Raw genomic sequence first — 16,052 nt, 5'->3', positions numbered from 1 at the left:
TTCATTCTCGATTAAGCGGGGATAAGATAACGCCTCTCAATGGCGCGAGCGAACAACACAATCACTGATACCAAGACTAAGTAAACCAAGGCAGCCAAAAAATAGGCTTTGAAGAATTGGAAGTTGGTCGCAGCCAACTCTTGTACCCGCGCAAAGAATTCAGTGTACTGAATCAAGAACGCAACCGAGCTATCTTTGAGATTTGCAATTACTTGATTCGTTAATGCTGGAATAGACAGTCGAATCACCTGCGGCAAGGTAATCAACCGAAAGATCTGTAAAGGACTGAAGCCCTGCGCACTCGCTGCCTCCAACTGACTCTTATCCAAACCATTAAAGGCAGTCTTTAGATATGCCGCATTGTAAGCTGCTACGTTAAATGTAAATCCAATGAAAGCGACTGTGAATGGAGGGAGTCGAACGCCCCACTGTGGCAAGCCGTAATACATTAAGAACAATAAAACAATTAATGGCATGCCGATAAAAAAGGAGATATAAGAGTTGATGGCACTACGCACGTATTGGTTTTTACTCAGCGTGAGATAAAACACCACGATGCCTAACAGCAATCCTGAAACACTAATCAAGCCCGCCAATTGCAAGGTCTTCACTAGCCCTGTCAAAATCATGGGCATCTGCTCCGTGAGATCACGAATGAAGGATGGCCACCCGCCCATTAACGCTTCTCCTCGGCACCAAAGAAGGCTTTGATATCTGGATCAGAATGTTTACTCAATATATCAATACGGTCATCGGCTCGAATGACGCCGCGATCTAGAAACATCACGGTATCTGCAATATTGCGTGCCAAGTTAAGGTCATGGGTCACGCAGATCATCGTGATCCCTTCGCTATGCAAGCGATTGATCAGATCCGCTACATCTCTAGACATGACAGGATCTAGTGCTGAGGTAGGCTCATCGAGCACCAAGACTGCTGGATCCATGGCGAGTGCACGGGCAATAGCCACCCTCTGCTTCTGTCCGCCAGAAAGCTGTGCGGGATACTTATCTTGATGAGATGTCATTTCAAAATGGGATAGCTCTTGGAGGGCTTTTTCTTTAGCCTGCGCTTTGCCCATCTGATGCAATTTACGCAGACCTAATGACACGTTATCCAAGACGGTGAGATGACTGTAAAGGGCGAATTGCTGAAATACAAAACCAATTTGCTTACGCAGCTCCCGGACATCCACGTCAGGATGCAATACTTCCTTACCTCTAAAAACAATCGATCCCGAGGTGGGCTCAACTAAGCGATTAAGGCAACGTAATAAGGTAGATTTACCAGAGCCAGAGGCACCCATCAAGACCCGAACATCGCCCTCTTTTAAATCCAGATTAATGTTGGATAAGACGGTTTGTCCATCAAACTCTTTTACCAAATCCCTCACTTGAATTAATGCCACAGGATTACCTCTTTAAGTAATGTAGTGCTAGCGCTCATACTGGGGCCATGCCTGGAATTTGGAAACGCCTACTCAGAAGTTGAATGCCGACTAAGCAAATTCGGTAAATCACGAAATATAAAATGCCCACAGCTAGATAGACCTCAATACCACGTAGCGTGGTTGAAGTGAGTGTCATAGCTTGCTTGGTAATCTCCGGAATCCCCACCGTATAGGCAAATGGAGAATATTTGAGCACCGAGGTGAACTCATTGACCATACCCGAAACTGAAAATCGCAGCATTTGGGGTAACTCGATAAACCTGAGAACTTGTATACGAGTCATTCCCATGGCCTGGGCAGCAACGACTTCAGTAGGATCTACTGAGTTAAACGCCCCTCGAAATACCTCGGCTAAATAGGCGGATGCTACTAGACCTAAACTGAGCACCATCGCCATCAAAGGCGGAACCTTAAGGCCAATGCCTGGTAAGCCAAAGTACACCATAAACAGTAAGACCAAAACTGGCACACCCCTAAAGACATAGGTATAGCAGTCAATCAGCGGGGTTAGCCAGGGAATATCGAGACGGCGTAGACTTGCTAAAAATAAGCCGACGACTAAGCCCGTTAGTGAGCAAACGAGAGTTACTAGAACTGTATAAGAAATGCCCTGAGCTAACTGAGCAAGAATATCCAGAAAAGTCACAGGGCAGCCTTTTGACTACTGATTGAGGTATTAATAAATGGAGTTTATTTCATCCACTTATCCAGAATGGCTTTAATTTTTTCTGGGCCAAGTTCGTTAAGGTATTTATCAAAATCATCGCGCAGCTTAGAACCTTTAGCAAAAGCAAAACCTAGCTTATCAAAGCCCTGAAATACATAGCTACTCTGAATCGGCAACTGTAGTTTATTTTCGTAATTCAGGAATACCGGTTCCTCAATAAAGGCTAGATCCAAATTACCATTCTGCAGATCGGTAATCACTTCTGCATATGAGGGATAGAGCTTGACCTTGCTTAGTGAATAGAAACCCTTTGGCTCTAGCTCATTCTTGATGAGGTCATCGTATGCCATGCCACGTGGATAGCCAATGGAGTATTTCTTGAGCTGATTTAAGTCAGTGATCTGAATATTTTTATTCTTCATGCTCACAAGATGCCAAGCATTGTCATAGTAAGGCTGGGAAAAATCCATCACCTCTTTACGCTTGTCCGTAATAGAAATTCCTGAGAAAGCCACATCAGCCTGACCACTAGAGACAGCGCCCAACATTCCAGCCCAATCATACGGAGTGACTTTTAAAGTACATCCACGCGACTGGCAGAAGCCCTGGAAAATATCCATATCAACGCCAACGATCTGCCCTTTATCATCAAATAACATGGGGGGAGATGCAGGAGAAACTGCAACCTTAATTTCTTTTGTATCAGAGGACTTGGAGCAAGCCACAATGGTGAGCGCTAGGACAGCTGCAAACAATGCTAAAAAAAAGCGTTTCATGGGTACTTCTCCTATTCTAATAAATGGTCATACCCAGACTCTGGGTGCACACCAAGTATAGGGGAATTAGGAAGGTGCCGGCTACTGTAAGGTATTTTTTAGTGCAGGCATCATAGGCATTGCCAACACCTCAATCCCCTCATCGCGCAAAGCCTCAGCTTCGTCAAGAGTAGTTTGACCGCGGATACTGCGCTCAGGAGATTCCTTATAGTGAATTTTTCGAGCTTCTTCTGCAAACGAACTCCCAACGTCTTCCGAACGCCCCATCAACTCACGCATACCCTTTAAAAAGGCTGCCTGTACCTGCGCCTCTAACTGAGAATGATCGCCACCAGTCAACGCAACGACATCACCACTCAATGTCCCAGTGACACCGGTATGATCAGTTGTCGCAGAACTGGCGACGGTAAGTTCAGTTGAAGTCGGAGTATCTTTGCTAGATCCTGATTTAGCAATATGTGGAGCCGACGGCATCCGGGAAATCTCCGTACTATCGCAAATAGGACACGCCAGCATTCCCTTGTCTTGCTGAGCAAGGCAATCCTCTTCAGAGGCAAACCATCCCTCAAAGCGATGAGACAGCGGGCAAGCGAGGTTATAAACTTTCATAAGACCTATATAGGGGCAAAAATACCAAATTCAATAGCCCTATTTTAATCGATAGTTGAATTAGCCCGAAATAGGCTCAGGAGTGACTAAACCACGACGACAGCGATCCAGCCAATAAGTCGCAATGGTCGTCTTCACATCCGTAATCTCTCCCCGCTCTACCCATTCTAATAATTGCTCCAAAGGGGCCGCAAAGACATCTAAAAACTCTTCATCATCTAAGTGGCTTTTGCCGGATACTAAACCTTCAGCTAAATAGAGATCAATAAATTCTGTCGAATACGAAATCACCGGATGAATGCGGCGTATAAAACTCCATTTACTTGCAGAGTAGCCAGTCTCCTCCTCAAGTTCTCTTTGCGCACAAAGTAATCGATCTTCACCAATTTCCAACTTACCCGCAGGAATCTCAATACAGGCCTTTGCAATCGGGTAGCGATATTGACGCTCCATCAGCACCCTACCATCATCTAAGATCGCTAGAATAGCGACTGCACCAGGGTGAGTAAGATATTCACGTACAGCCTGATTTCCGTCTGGCAGACTGACTTGATCGCGCTTCATGTTCAAAAAGATACCGCCGTAAATATCCTCACTGGATAAGCATTCTTCCCTCAAATGGGCATCACCGATTGGTAGGTCTTTAAATGATTTTTCAGTCATCATACATCTTTCATTAATTGAACGTTCATCATACAAAATCTAGGTGACAGCAAAGAAAAAGGCTCCTGTAAGGAGCCTATATCGCAATCTGATTGATGATTCCGCCTATGAACCCAGTAGAGTGCGGCGCATTGCATCTAAGCAAACAGCCATGAGCCCAGCTGGGAGGATCCCTAAAGCCAGAACCAATATCGCATTCAAGCTCAACAGTCCGCGCGCAAAGCCAGATCCAGAAATCTCAGCAACATGCTCTTCTTTTGGCTCATCAAAGTACATCACCTTAACCACTCGCAAGTAGTAGAAGGCACCAATCAAGGATGCGATCACCGCAATAATTGCCAAGAAGGTATGCTCGCCATCAACCAGAGCTTCAAGTACGCCAAGTTTGGCAGCAAAGCCCACTGTTGGCGGAATGCCAGCCAAAGAGAACATCATTACTAGACCAATAAATGCAAACCAGGGGTGGCGCTTATTTAAACCCTTGAGGTCATCAATCGTTTCGCAATCATGGCCCTTGCGTGACAAGATCATGATGAGGCCGAAGCTACCCAAGGTAGTTAAGACATAGGTAATGACATAGAACATCGATGCACTAAATGCATGATCATCAAACACGGATAGCATACCGAGCAATACAAAGCCCATTTGCGCAATCGCAGAATAAGCCAGCATCCGCTTGATATTAGTTTGCGCAATAGCGGTGACATTTCCTACTACTAAGGATAAAACGGCAAGGATCACCAGCATCGGCTGCCAATCACCCATCAGCGGCAAAAGTGTATTTACCAAGAGTCTGAATAGCAGAGCGAAAGCAGCTAACTTGGGAGCGGCTGCAATCATTAAAGTCACTGCTGTCGGGGCACCTTGGTACACATCAGGCACCCACATATGAAACGGCACAACCCCCAACTTAAAGGCCAAGCCGGAGACAATAAATACCAAGCCGAAGGCCATAACCAAATGATTCACACGGGGGTCAGCAACAGTTCTAAAGATCTCAATTAAATCGAGTGAACCAGTTACGCCGTACAACATAGACATGCCGTAGAGTAAGAAACCAGATGCCAGAGCTCCAAGAATGAAGTACTTAATGCCTGCTTCAACACTCTTCTCGCTGCTGTGACGCATCGCCACCAAGGCGTAAGTTGGCAGGGCCATCAGCTCAAGACCCAAATAGAGTGTGAGTAGGTTTGCACCGGAGATTAATACAAATTGACCTAACAAGGCTAGCAAAGCCAAGACAATGAAGTCAGGACGGAATAATGCGCGATCAGTCAGGTACTGTTTTGAATACACTAGGCTCACCAATACCGCTCCACATGAACAAGCTTTCAAGAGGTTTGAAATGGGATCTGACTGAAATAAGCCATTCATAGCTACGATGGATACATCTCCCATGCGACCTATAAATGCAAAGATCAAATACACCAACAAGATGATGGTGAAAAAGTAAACAAATCCAACGCCACGTGGCGTGTGGAATATATCCTGCTCTACTCCTGGGGTTGCTGGCTGATGTTCAGGTACATAAACACTCGCCACCAATAAAAGGCAGGCAACTACAAGTAAAACGAGTTCCGGCAGGACGGCGTATAGGTCAAATGCTTGCATTAGCTTTTACTCAGAGTTTGCTAACAGCAACATGCTGAAGCAGATTAATCACAGCTGGATGAATCATGTCGGTAAAAGGCTTTGGATAAACACCCATACCGATTACACAGATAGACAACACCGCCATCATGAAATACTCACGCGCATTGAGATCTTTTAATTCCTCAACATGCTGATTGGTAATTGCGCCGAAGAATACACGCTTGACCATCCATAAGGAGTAAGCGGCACCAAGAATCAAAGCGGTTGATGCCAAGATACCAATCACGAAGTCGTAATCTACAGCAGCCAGAATCACCATGAACTCACCCACGAAACCAGAGGTAGCGGGTAATCCACAGTTCGCCATCGCCATTAAGACAGCAAAGGCTGTAAAGGCAGGCATGCGATGGACAACTCCGCCGTAATCAGCAATTTGACGGGTATGCATACGGTCATACAAGACGCCAATAGAAAGGAACATGGCACCAGCAACAAAGCCATGAGAAATCATCTGCACAATGCCGCCCTCAATACCCAAGGGACTAAAGAGGAAGAAGCCGAGAGTCACAAAGCCCATATGCGCTACTGATGAATAGGCCACCAGCTTCTTCATATCTTTCTGAACTAGCGCTACTGCACCAACGTAGATCACAGCCACTAATGATAAGAAAATGATGAATGGGCCAAGGTACTGACTTGCATCCGGGGCAATTGGTAATGAAAAACGCAAGAAGCCATAAGCACCTAGCTTCAACATAATCGCAGCCAACACTACGGAACCACCAGTAGGTGCTTCAACGTGAACGTCTGGCAACCAAGTATGTAAAGGCCACATTGGCACCTTCACGGCAAAGGCCATAAAGAAAGCGAAGAACAACAGGATTTGTTCAACGATGTCTAGACGTGCGTTATGCCAAGCCAGGATATCAAAGGTATTAGTCACGTTGTACAGATAGAGCATGGCAATCAAGGTTAGCAATGAGCCAAGCAAGGTATACAAGAAGAACTTAAATGCTGCATAGATCCGGTTATGACCGCCCCATACACCGATGATGATGTACATCGGGATTAGGGTTGCTTCGAAGAATACATAAAACAGCAAAGCATCTAAAGCGGCAAACACACCAATCATCAATCCAGAAAGGACTAGGAAAGAGGCCATGTATTGCGAAACCTTCTTGTCAATGACTTCCCAGGCAGCAATCACTACGAGGATGTTGATGAAGGCTGTCAAAACAATAAACCAGACTGATATTCCGTCGATACCCAAGTGGTAGTTAATGTCGTAACGCGGAATCCAACTCATCTTTTCAACAAATTGCATGCCAGGATTGGCAATATCGAAATGAATAATCAATGGCAGCGTTGCAATAAAGCCCAGTACAGAACCAAAGAGGGCTAACCAGCGAACACCGGCTGTGGGTCTCTCTGAACCGTAGAACAAAATAATGATGCCGAAGAAAATCGGGATCCAGATGGCGAAAGAAAGAATCATGATGGCTACTTAAGTAACAAAGGCCTAGCGAACAAAAGGCAGGTAAGCGTATAAAACCCAAGCCAACAATATCGCCAAGCCCGCAATCATAGCGAAGGCATAGTGATAGAGATAACCGGATTGCAAATGGCGAATAACCGTGGAAAAGCGCCCTACCGCATGCGCACTACCATTAACCAAGAAACCGTCAATGGCCTGCTGATCACCGCGATGCCACAAAACGCCGCCGATCCATAACAAACCTCTAGCGAATACCGCTTGGTTTAAATCGTCGAGATAGTATTTGTTATCCATCAACTTCTTGATCGGTGCAAATGCTTGAGCTACAACACCAGGCAACTTCGGAGCCCAAAGGTAGCCAATTGCCGCGGTCAATACGCCGAGAACGACCAACAGTAAGACCGGTGATGTCAAAGAATGCATTGCCATTGCAATCGGGCCATGGAACTCTTCGGCAAGTTCTTTCATGGCAGGATGCTTGCCGATATCCACAAAGATAGAATCGCCAAAGAAAGTGCCAAACAATAAAGGCGTAATCGTATAGTAACCAATAATGACTGATGGAATCGCCAGCAAGATCAGCGGCAAAGTCACAACAAAAGGTGACTCATGTGGCTTTTGACCGGGGGCTAAACCATGGTGCGCATGATCATCACCCTGCTCTGCACGATCATGATGGTGATCGTGCGAGTGATTATCTTCATGACCCCAACGGGCTTTACCGTGGAATACATAGAAGTACAAACGGAATGAATATAGAGCGGTGACAAAGACGCTGGCCATCACTGCGAAGTAAGCAAAACTAGAGCCAGGAATATGGCTAGCTGCTACCGCTTCAATAATGGAGTCTTTTGAATAAAAACCCGAGAAAAATGGCGTACCGATCAATGCTAGGTTACCTAACAACATCATCAGGCAAGTGATTGGCATGTACTTCCAAAGACCACCCATCTTCCGCATATCTTGTTCATGATGCATGCCCAAGATCACACTACCCGCTGCAAGGAATAAGAGCGCCTTGAAGAATGCATGCGTCATCAGATGGAAGATGGCGATTGGATAAGCAGATACGCCCAATGCAACAGTCATGTAACCCAACTGAGACAGCGTTGAGTAAGCTACTACCCGCTTGATATCGGTCTGGACGATACCCAAGAATCCCATAAAGAGCGCAGTGATCGAACCAATCACCAAGATGAAGCTCAATGCCGCATCAGATAACTCAAATAGAGGTGACATACGTGACACCATAAAGATACCTGCAGTCACCATGGTTGCAGCATGAATCAGAGCAGAAATTGGGGTTGGGCCTTCCATGGAGTCTGGTAACCAAACGTGCAATGGGAATTGAGCTGATTTACCCATTGCACCAATGAAGAGGCAAATACAAGCTACGGTTACTAGGTTCCAGCTTGTACCAGGCAATGTTTGTGCAGCCAAAGTAGTGTTCTGAGCAAAGATCACGTCGTAGTTCATGGATCCAGTGCTGGCTAGCAATAACCCGATGCCAAGAATGAAGCCGAAGTCACCTATGCGGTTGACCAAGAAAGCCTTCATATTGGCAAATACGGCCGATTGCCGCTCATAGTAGAAGCCAATCAATAAATAAGAAACGACACCCACCGCCTCCCAACCAAAGAAGAGTTGTAAGAGGTTGTTACTCATTACCAACATCAACATAGCAAAGGTAAAGAGTGATATATACGAGAAGAAGCGGTTATAGCCCTCCTCGCCTTTCATATAACCAATGGTGTAGATATGAACCATTAAAGAAACAAAGGTCACTACGCACATCATGGTGGCTGTCAGCGGATCAATTAAAAAGCCAATATCCAGATTGAGTTCGCCCAACTGCATCCAGCGATATACAGTGCCATTGAAATAGAAACCATCCATCACCTGTACGAGTACAAAACAAGACAGAACGAAAGCAACCATCACGCCAAGAATAGTGACGAACTGACAAGCGCCATTACTGATGCGGTTGCCACCTAATTTAGTGCCAAATAACCCAGCAATAGCTGAGCCAAATAATGGCGCCAGCGGAATTGCACAAAGAACAGGAAGAGTTAAGGTCAATTGCATGACTAGCCTTTTAGGTGGTCAAGGTCTTCAGCATTGATGGTGTCTACCTTACGGAAGAGAACGACCAAAATTGCCAAACCGATTGCCGCCTCAGCAGCAGCCACAGTCAAAATAAAGAATACGAATACTTGACCAGCCATATCCCCCAAATAATGAGAGAAGGCTATAAAGTTCATGTTCACCGATAGGAGCATCAATTCAATTGCCATTAAAAGCACGATAATATTCTTGCGGTTTAAGAAAATACCAATCACGCTAGTCGCAAACAAGATTGCGCCGAGCACTAAGTAGTGAGCCAGGGTAATAGTCATTTCTTCTCCCCACGGGCATCTTGCTTTGCAGCCATATCAGAATCCATCTTGACGATGCGCATACGGTCAGCAGAATTCACGCTCACCTGCTCATGAATATTTTGGGCTTTCGAATCCTTGCGATTACGTAAGGTCAATGCGACAGCAGCAATAATGGCTACCAACAGAATGACGCCAGCGACCTCAAAGGCATAAACATAATCAACGAAGATCAACATACCTAATGCTTGTGTATTGCTAGAAGCCATCTCCTCGAGCATCGGCTGCACTGGGGAGTTAGTACCGATAAAGCTACGAATCAAGACGATAGATAGCTCTAAGACGATGACCGCACCCATCAAGAATGCTACGGGAAGAAATTTTTTGAAATCGCGACGTAAATGCTCAAGATCCAGATCCAACATCATGACCACAAAAAGGAAGAGCACCATCACAGCGCCAACGTAAACCAGAATTAAGGCTAAGCTGAGGAACTCGGCTTTTAGCAGCATCCACAGGCCAGAAGCGCAGAAGAAAGCGAGCACTAAAAAGAGTGCAGCATGTACTGGATTACGTGCAGTAATCACGCGCAATGCTGAGAGCACTAAAAGACCAGCGAAAGCATAAAAGAATGCTGCAAATAAGGTAGAAGTATCGAATGTCATATATTCTTGGGCTCGACTCGATTAACGATAGGGCGCATCAGCTGCGCGGTTAGCGGCAATATCTTTTTCATACTTGTCGCCCACTGCTAAGAGCATATCCTTGGTGAAATACAAGTCACCGCGTTTCTCGCCGAAATACTCAAAAATGTTAGTTTCAACAATTGCGTCTACTGGGCAAGCCTCTTCGCAGAAACCGCAGAAAATACACTTTGTCAAATCAATGTCATAACGGCTGGTGCGACGCGTACCATCATCGCGCTCAGCAGTTTCGATCGTGATTGCGTAAGCAGGACAAACTGCTTCACACAGTTTGCAACCAATACAACGCTCTTCACCATTTTCATAACGGCGTAAAGCATGCAAACCACGGAAACGAGGAGACTGAGGTGTCTTCTCTTCAGGGTATTGAATCGTAATTTTTGGCTTGAAAAGATAGCGGCCGGTAATCGACATACCGACCAAAATATCTTTCAGCATCAAGCTATCGAGGAATTGGGAAATTTTCTTAAACATGATTGATCAACTTATTTCCAAATATTCAATGGAGATACAACCCATGCACCAACGACAACTACCCAGAATACGGAGATGGGGATAAAGATCTTCCAACCCAAACGCATAATCTGGTCATAGCGATAACGTGGCAATGTGGCACGCAGCCAAATGACGCAAGACAAGAGGAAGAAGGTTTTGGCAAACAGCCAGAAGAAACCAGGGATATCGCGCAGGATTGGTAAATCCACAATTGGTAACCAACCACCCAAGAACATAGTGGATGCTAGAGCGGCGATCAAGATCATATTGGCGTATTCAGCCAAGAAGAACATCGCAAACGCCATACCAGAGTACTCAACCATATGACCCGCAACAATCTCAGACTCACCTTCAACCACATCAAATGGATGACGGTTAGTTTCAGCAACGCCAGAGATGAAGTAGATCAGGAACATTGGCAGCAGCGGCAACCAGTTCCAAGAAAGGAAGTTCAAGCCGATGTTGGCGAAATAGCCCTGCTCTTGTGAGGCCACAATCGTACTTAAGTTCAAAGAGCCGGAAGTCAACAAGACAGTAACCAAAGCAAAGCCCATAGCGATTTCATAAGAAATCATTTGGGCTGAAGCACGCATGGCGCCAAGGAATGGATACTTAGAGTTGGATGACCAACCCGCTAAGATCACGCCATAAACACCAATGGATGAAATTGCCATCACATACAGCAATCCAGCATTGACATCAGCCAAAACCATTTTGGCCTGAAAAGGGATCACAGCCCAAGCAGCAAACGCCGGCATGATCACCATCACTGGTGCAATGAAATACAAAACCTTACTTGCTTGCGTAGGAGAAATGATCTCTTTCATCAAGAGCTTCAAAGCATCGGCAATCGGTTGCAGCAATCCCAAAGGGCCAACGCGATTTGGTCCAAGGCGGATATGCATCCAACCAATCAGCTTGCGCTCCCAAAGAGTCATATAAGCAACGGCAGCAAACATCGGCAATACGATAATGACAATACGCACCAAAGCCCAAACGAGCGGCCACAGTGAACCAAAGATAGCTTCGCCTTGAGTGGTAACGAGATTCAAAAAATTATCCATCTCGCCCCTTATGCCTTGCTAACTGTTACAGGACCAAACATTGATCCCAATTGAGCGCTAGCCATAGTGCCCGCAGAAATTCTGACAGCGCCCTGGGCCAAGTTCGCTTCCAATGTCACTCGCAGGTCTACAGATTGACCGCCTTGAGTCACTCGCACAACATCACCCTCTTTCAAGCCCAACTCAGTAAAGAGACCTTGACCCAAGCCAACCTCGTTGCCACGCTTTGCATCGCGTGTTAACTGCAAGGCGGATGAACGACGTACGATTTGATCGCCAGCGTAAATACCCACATCAGATAAACGCTCTAAACCTGCTGATGGAGCAGCATTCCCGTTAGATATGCTAGTGGCTTTAGATTGATTGTTGAGCTTAGTGCAGTAATTGTCACCCAGTGCTTCTCCCAATATTTCTTCAGGCATGTTGTAGAGAAAACCATCTAAATTCAATAATCCGCCAAGAACCCGCAGAACCTTCCAGGCAGGACGAGAATCACCCAAAGGTTTTACAGCAGGCTGAATAGTTTGCGTACGAGCTTCTGCATTGACGAAAGTAGAGACTGTTTCTGTAAATGTGGAGATGGGCAGAATGACATCAGCCACCTCTAAAAGATCAGCACTCTTATAGGCGCTTAGGGCAATCACGGTATTGGCTTTAGCCAAAGCAGCTCGCGCTTGTGCAGGATTTGGTAAGTCAGCATCTGGCTCGATATTCATCAAGATCACAGCACGACGCTCACCAGATAAGACTGATTCAACACCAACACCATTAGCTCCAACCAAGCTAGCACCAACAGCATTACCGCCAACTGGCAAGAAACCTAAGCTTGCACCAGTCTGTTCAGCTATGAATTGCGCCAGCACATGTAAATCAGATGCATGTGGATGAGCTATTGCGGCAGAGCCTAGCAATACTGAACAAGATGAACCAGAAAGTAGGCCATCCGCAATCTCTTGCGCACTAGCAGAAACTGGTAAGTTAGTTGTGCCCGATGGAGCAGAAACAGATTTAGCTTTGGCTACTGCTAATGCAACTTCACTTAATGCATTGATCCATGCACTTGGGGCAGCAGCAATACCAACAGCAGGAATTAACCAATCATCGCCACCCGCATCAATACGTGAAACTCGCAAACTACGTTTAGCTGCAGTACGTAAACGTGCAGCAATCAAAGGCTGCTCCTTACGCAAGAAGCTACCGATGACTAAAACACGATCCAACTCACTTAATTTGCTGATCGGTATACCCAGCCATGGGGCAGAGGCAGAACCCCTTACGTCAGTTTGACGTAAGCGAGTCTCGACTTGATTGGAGCCTAAACCACGAATCATCTTCTGAAGGAGGTACAACTCTTCAGTACTAGAGATTGGATGCGCTAGAGCAGCAACTGCTTCAGGACCACTCTCAGAGGAAATTGTTTTGAGCGAATGAGCAACGTAATCCATTGCTGATTGCCAATCAGTCTCGAGCCACTGACCGTCCTGCTTCACCATGGGTGTTGTTACACGATCTGCGCTGTTCAAGCCTTCATAAGCAAAGCGATCACGATCGCTAATCCAGCATTCGTTAATTGCATCATTCTCTAAAGCAACGACACGCATGACTTTGTTAGCTTTTGTTTGAATGGTAGTGTTAGCACCCAGGCTGTCATGCGGACTTACTGAACGCTTGCGACCTAATTCCCAAGTACGCGCTGCGTAGCGGAATGGCTTGCTTGTTAAGGCACCAACTGGGCAAATATCAATCATGTTTCCAGATAATTCTGAATCAATGGTTTGACCGGCAAAGGTAGTGATTTCAGAATGCTCACCGCGATTGACCATACCCAACTCCATCACGCCGGCAACTTCTTGACCAAAACGTACGCAACGAGTGCAATGAATACAACGGGTCATCTCTTGCATGGAGATGAGTGGTCCTACATTCTTATGAAATACCACACGCTTCTCTTCTTCGTAGCGTGAATTCGATTTACCGTAACCAACTGCTAAATCTTGTAACTGGCACTCACCACCCTGATCGCAAATTGGGCAATCTAAAGGATGGTTAATCAGCAGGAACTCCATCACTGAGCGCTGCGCTTCAACTGCTTTAGCGGAATGCGTAAATACCTTCATGCCTTGCGTCACTGGTGTTGCGCAAGCTGGCAATGCTTTTGGTGCCTTCTCTACCTCTACCAAACACATACGGCAGTTAGCAGCAATAGATAATTTCTTGTGATAGCAGAAGTGCGGAATATACGTATCAAGCTTATTCGCGGCGTGCATCACCATCGAACCTTGCGGAACCTCTACTAACTTACCATCTAATTCGATTTCAACCATGCTCACTTTAAGATGTCCCGTGCTCAATGTCTTATAAAGGTTTAACAGAATCTAAGCAGCGCTTATGTTCTACGTGATACACAAATTCATCCATGTAATGCTTCAACATACCGCGAACTGGCATGGCAGCTGCATCACCCAAGGCGCAAATAGTACGACCTTGAATATTGGCTGCTACATCATTTAATAAATCCAAATCTTCTGGACGGCCTTCGCCGTGCTCAATGCGGTGAACAATGCGCCATAACCAACCAGTACCTTCACGACATGGGGTGCACTGACCACAAGATTCTTCGTGATAGAAGTAGGACAGGCGTTCTAAGGCGCGAACCATACAGCGTGTTTCATTCATGACGATCACTGCACCAGATCCCAACATGGAACCAGCTTTCGCAATGCTGTCGTAATCCATGGTGAGCGTCATCATCTCTGCACCCGGAATAACTGGAGCCGACGATCCGCCAGGAATCACAGCCTTGAGTGGGATGCCATCACGCATGCCACCAGCAAGCTTTAATAATTCAGCAAATGGTGTGCCCAACGGAATCTCATAGTTACCTGGATAAGTAACGTCACCAGAAATAGAGAAAATCTTCGTACCGCCGTTGTTTGGCTTACCCAACTCTAGATAGGCCGGGCCACCAATCGCCATAATGAAAGGCACAGCAGCAAATGTTTCAGTGTTATTAATCGTGGTCGGTTTGCCATACAAACCAAAGCTGGCAGGAAATGGTGGCTTAAAGCGTGGTTGACCCTTCTTGCCTTCGAGCGACTCTAAAAGTGCAGTTTCTTCACCGCAGATATAGGCACCCCAACCCGGAGAAGCATGCAATTGGAAGTTAAAATCACTTCCCATAATCTGGTCACCAAGGTATCCGGCAGCACGGGCTTCTTCAAGAGCCTCTTCGAAGCGAGAATAGACTTCCCAAATTTCACCATGGATATAGTTATAGCCCGCAGAAATGCCCATAGTGTAGGCACCAATGATCATGCCCTCAATCAAAGCATGCGGGTTGTAACGCATGATGTCGCGGTCTTTAAATGTACCTGGCTCACCTTCATCGCTATTGCAAACTAAATACTTTTGGCCAGGGAACTGGCGGGGCATAAAGCTCCACTTCAATCCAGTTGGGAAGCCTGCGCCTCCACGACCACGCAATGATGATGCTTTTAATTCAGCAATGATGGCATCTGGTGCAATCTTGTCATTGATGATGCGACGTAGCTGTTGATAGCCGCCTCGGCTTTCGTAATCTTTTAAACGCCAGTTCTCACCATTCAATCCCGCTAGGATTAAAGGCTTAATGTGTCTATCGTGCAAGCTAGTCATGCTGCTTTCCCTTCTGCACGGAGTTCACTTAATAGCGCATCAATCTTTTCTTTACTCATAAAGCTACACATGCGCTTGTTGTTCACCAACAGCACGGGAGAATCACCGCAAGCGCCCATGCACTCACCCTCTTTTAAAGTGAAGGTGCCGCAAGGCGTTGTCTCGTTGTAGCCAATGCCAAGTGTTTCTTTTAAATAGCTTGCAGCAGTCTCACCATGCATTAGCTGGCAAGGTAAGTTTGTGCAGATTACCAACTTGTACTTACCAATTTTTTTGGTGTCATACATATTATAAAAAGTAGCCACTTCATCAACTGCGATGGTTGGCATTTCTAAAATTTGGGCAACTGTTTCAATCACCTCTGGTGAAACCCAACCTAATTCAGTTTGGGCGGCAATCAAAGCGGCCATTACAGCAGATTGTTTTTGTTCTGGAGGGTATTTCGCAACATTGCGCGCGATGTCTGCGAGCGTTTTGTCAGATAGTTGAAGGGTTGTTGTCATGAAT

General features: G+C 46.0%; 16 protein-coding genes. All 16 read right to left on the bottom strand.

Annotated elements, in window-relative coordinates:
• Nucleotides 1-11: 11 nt before the first annotated feature.
• The 16 genes from FD967_RS04080 to nuoE all read right to left on the bottom strand — a co-directional run bounded on the left by FD967_RS04080 (nucleotide 12) and on the right by nuoE (nucleotide 16,048).
• Nucleotides 12-677 carry an amino acid ABC transporter permease gene (locus FD967_RS04080; RefSeq protein WP_215326854.1) on the bottom strand — a complete coding sequence of 222 codons (666 nt, stop codon included), beginning with the start codon at nucleotides 675-677 and terminating at the stop codon, nucleotides 12-14.
• Nucleotides 677-1,408, bottom strand: coding sequence for an amino acid ABC transporter ATP-binding protein (locus FD967_RS04075; RefSeq protein WP_215326853.1), 732 nt, complete (start codon nucleotides 1,406-1,408; stop codon nucleotides 677-679). The genes FD967_RS04080 and FD967_RS04075 overlap by 1 nt, the downstream gene beginning before the upstream one ends.
• A 34-nt stretch (nucleotides 1,409-1,442) precedes the next feature.
• A complete protein-coding gene (locus FD967_RS04070; RefSeq protein WP_215326852.1) occupies nucleotides 1,443-2,096 on the bottom strand; it encodes an amino acid ABC transporter permease in 654 nt (217 codons plus the stop codon).
• A 44-nt stretch (nucleotides 2,097-2,140) separates the two neighbouring features.
• On the bottom strand, nucleotides 2,141-2,893 hold the full coding sequence (locus FD967_RS04065; protein WP_215326851.1) for a transporter substrate-binding domain-containing protein: 753 nt from the start codon (nucleotides 2,891-2,893) through the stop codon (nucleotides 2,141-2,143).
• A gap of 81 nt (nucleotides 2,894-2,974) precedes the next feature.
• The gene (locus FD967_RS04060) at nucleotides 2,975-3,502 is read right to left on the bottom strand and encodes a DUF1178 family protein (RefSeq protein ID WP_215326850.1); all 528 of its coding nucleotides are present in this window, start codon (nucleotides 3,500-3,502) and stop codon (nucleotides 2,975-2,977) included.
• A gap of 60 nt (nucleotides 3,503-3,562) precedes the next feature.
• Nucleotides 3,563-4,165 (bottom strand): NUDIX domain-containing protein, encoded by a 603-nt coding sequence (locus FD967_RS04055; protein WP_215326849.1) that lies wholly within the window; start codon nucleotides 4,163-4,165, stop codon nucleotides 3,563-3,565.
• A gap of 105 nt (nucleotides 4,166-4,270) precedes the next feature.
• The gene (gene nuoN, locus FD967_RS04050; RefSeq protein ID WP_215326848.1) at nucleotides 4,271-5,776 is read right to left on the bottom strand and encodes an NADH-quinone oxidoreductase subunit NuoN; all 1,506 of its coding nucleotides are present in this window, start codon (nucleotides 5,774-5,776) and stop codon (nucleotides 4,271-4,273) included.
• A 10-nt stretch (nucleotides 5,777-5,786) separates the two neighbouring features.
• Nucleotides 5,787-7,253: an NADH-quinone oxidoreductase subunit M gene (locus FD967_RS04045; protein ID WP_215326847.1), complete on the bottom strand. Its 1,467-nt coding sequence runs from the start codon at nucleotides 7,251-7,253 to the stop codon at nucleotides 5,787-5,789.
• 24 nt (nucleotides 7,254-7,277) lie between these two features.
• Nucleotides 7,278-9,338, bottom strand: coding sequence for an NADH-quinone oxidoreductase subunit L (gene nuoL, locus FD967_RS04040; RefSeq protein WP_215326846.1), 2,061 nt, complete (start codon nucleotides 9,336-9,338; stop codon nucleotides 7,278-7,280).
• A gap of 2 nt (nucleotides 9,339-9,340) precedes the next feature.
• The gene (gene nuoK / locus FD967_RS04035; protein ID WP_173960150.1) at nucleotides 9,341-9,649 is read right to left on the bottom strand and encodes an NADH-quinone oxidoreductase subunit NuoK; all 309 of its coding nucleotides are present in this window, start codon (nucleotides 9,647-9,649) and stop codon (nucleotides 9,341-9,343) included.
• Nucleotides 9,646-10,293, bottom strand: a complete 648-nt coding sequence (locus tag FD967_RS04030; RefSeq protein ID WP_215326844.1) for an NADH-quinone oxidoreductase subunit J — start codon at nucleotides 10,291-10,293, stop codon at nucleotides 9,646-9,648. Before FD967_RS04030 ends, nuoK begins: the two co-directional genes overlap by 4 nt.
• Before the next feature lie 21 nt (nucleotides 10,294-10,314).
• Complete coding sequence (nuoI, locus tag FD967_RS04025; RefSeq protein WP_215326843.1) at nucleotides 10,315-10,806, bottom strand: NADH-quinone oxidoreductase subunit NuoI; 492 nt, start codon at nucleotides 10,804-10,806, stop codon at nucleotides 10,315-10,317.
• Between the two features lie 11 nt (nucleotides 10,807-10,817).
• Nucleotides 10,818-11,891: an NADH-quinone oxidoreductase subunit NuoH gene (gene nuoH, locus FD967_RS04020; protein WP_215326842.1), complete on the bottom strand. Its 1,074-nt coding sequence runs from the start codon at nucleotides 11,889-11,891 to the stop codon at nucleotides 10,818-10,820.
• Nucleotides 11,892-11,899: 8 nt separating this feature from the next.
• Entirely contained in the window at nucleotides 11,900-14,215 is a 2,316-nt protein-coding gene (gene nuoG, locus FD967_RS04015; protein WP_215326841.1) for an NADH-quinone oxidoreductase subunit NuoG, read from the bottom strand.
• A 31-nt stretch (nucleotides 14,216-14,246) separates the two neighbouring features.
• Nucleotides 14,247-15,545, bottom strand: a complete 1,299-nt coding sequence (nuoF, locus tag FD967_RS04010; RefSeq protein ID WP_215326840.1) for an NADH-quinone oxidoreductase subunit NuoF — start codon at nucleotides 15,543-15,545, stop codon at nucleotides 14,247-14,249.
• Nucleotides 15,542-16,048, bottom strand: coding sequence for an NADH-quinone oxidoreductase subunit NuoE (nuoE, locus tag FD967_RS04005; protein ID WP_215326839.1), 507 nt, complete (start codon nucleotides 16,046-16,048; stop codon nucleotides 15,542-15,544). The genes nuoF and nuoE overlap by 4 nt, the downstream gene beginning before the upstream one ends.
• Between the last annotated feature and the right edge of the window lie 4 nt (nucleotides 16,049-16,052).

The organism is Polynucleobacter sp. JS-Mosq-20-D10, assembly GCF_018687755.1.
GTDB lineage: Bacteria > Pseudomonadota > Gammaproteobacteria > Burkholderiales > Burkholderiaceae > Polynucleobacter.
This window is presented reverse-complemented; position numbering and strand designations above follow the sequence as displayed.

Excerpts from the sequence above, each read along its gene's own strand:
- nuoH (WP_215326842.1), bottom strand. The coding sequence starts at position 11,891 with ATGGATAATTTTTTGAATCTCGTTACCACTCAAGGCGAAGCTATCTTT.
- nuoE (WP_215326839.1), bottom strand. The coding sequence starts at position 16,048 with ATGACAACAACCCTTCAACTATCTGACAAAACGCTCGCAGACATCGCG.
- nuoL (WP_215326846.1), bottom strand. The coding sequence starts at position 9,338 with ATGCAATTGACCTTAACTCTTCCTGTTCTTTGTGCAATTCCGCTGGCG.
- nuoK (WP_173960150.1), bottom strand. The coding sequence starts at position 9,649 with ATGACTATTACCCTGGCTCACTACTTAGTGCTCGGCGCAATCTTGTTT.
- nuoN (WP_215326848.1), bottom strand. The coding sequence starts at position 5,776 with ATGCAAGCATTTGACCTATACGCCGTCCTGCCGGAACTCGTTTTACTT.
- FD967_RS04045 (WP_215326847.1), bottom strand. The coding sequence starts at position 7,253 with ATGATTCTTTCTTTCGCCATCTGGATCCCGATTTTCTTCGGCATCATT.
- FD967_RS04055 (WP_215326849.1), bottom strand. The coding sequence starts at position 4,165 with ATGACTGAAAAATCATTTAAAGACCTACCAATCGGTGATGCCCATTTG.
- nuoF (WP_215326840.1), bottom strand. The coding sequence starts at position 15,545 with ATGACTAGCTTGCACGATAGACACATTAAGCCTTTAATCCTAGCGGGA.
- FD967_RS04060 (WP_215326850.1), bottom strand. The coding sequence starts at position 3,502 with ATGAAAGTTTATAACCTCGCTTGCCCGCTGTCTCATCGCTTTGAGGGA.
- FD967_RS04030 (WP_215326844.1), bottom strand. The coding sequence starts at position 10,293 with ATGACATTCGATACTTCTACCTTATTTGCAGCATTCTTTTATGCTTTC.
- nuoG (WP_215326841.1), bottom strand. The coding sequence starts at position 14,215 with ATGGTTGAAATCGAATTAGATGGTAAGTTAGTAGAGGTTCCGCAAGGT.
- nuoI (WP_215326843.1), bottom strand. The coding sequence starts at position 10,806 with ATGTTTAAGAAAATTTCCCAATTCCTCGATAGCTTGATGCTGAAAGAT.
- FD967_RS04080 (WP_215326854.1), bottom strand. The coding sequence starts at position 677 with ATGGGCGGGTGGCCATCCTTCATTCGTGATCTCACGGAGCAGATGCCC.
- FD967_RS04065 (WP_215326851.1), bottom strand. The coding sequence starts at position 2,893 with ATGAAACGCTTTTTTTTAGCATTGTTTGCAGCTGTCCTAGCGCTCACC.